The sequence below is a fragment of the Oleiphilus sp. HI0079 genome, from assembly GCF_001635105.1.
In genome coordinates this window covers 1-608 of sequence record NZ_LWFT01001199.1, presented here as the reverse complement: position 1 = coordinate 608, position 608 = coordinate 1, and the positions used below count along the sequence as shown (strand labels likewise).

At 45.9% G+C, this 608-nt stretch carries 1 protein-coding gene; it reads left to right on the top strand.

The window, feature by feature from the left end; translation table 11 throughout:
* Nucleotides 1-608: GGDEF domain-containing protein (locus A3750_RS21380; RefSeq protein ID WP_156498813.1), on the top strand; the 608-nt coding region annotated here is incomplete at both ends.

The following is a 608-nucleotide window of genomic DNA, read 5'->3' as shown; positions in this document are numbered from 1 at the left end:
AGCAACGCGATGAAGTTTTTAATCGCTGGATGTCGGTTAAGTTTGAACATCAAGTGAACTACAACACGATCATCTGGATTGCCCTAATCGCGCTAGCCATAATCTGTTTCGTCGTTTGCTGGAACAGAGTACTTGAAAGGCAAATTCGAGAGCGAACCTCGGAGTTACAACATCAAGCCCATAACGATTCATTAACCAACCTCCCCAATCGTCTGCGCTGCCTTGAGTATTTGGACGAGCTGCGCGCTCAGGCGCAAGAGGAAAACAGCCGCTTCGCTGTCATGTTCATTGACCTGGATGACTTCAAAAGCATCAATGATTCAATGGGACACGAAGCCGGAGATGCACTATTGATTGACGCAGCGATCCGCCTCAAGTCAGTACTCCATAGTGATGACTTTGTCGGTCGTTTAGGAGGTGATGAATTTGTTGTGTTCGTCAAAGAAAAAGGGCGCGAGGGCAACTTTAGCCGAGTCGCCGATAAGATACTTCTCGAATTTAAAAACTCGTTCAATATCGAGAACCGACGCTTAAAAGTATCCGCAAGTATTGGTATTTCTATTTATCCGGATAATGGACAAACATCCTCTGTTCTGCTCAGTAACGCC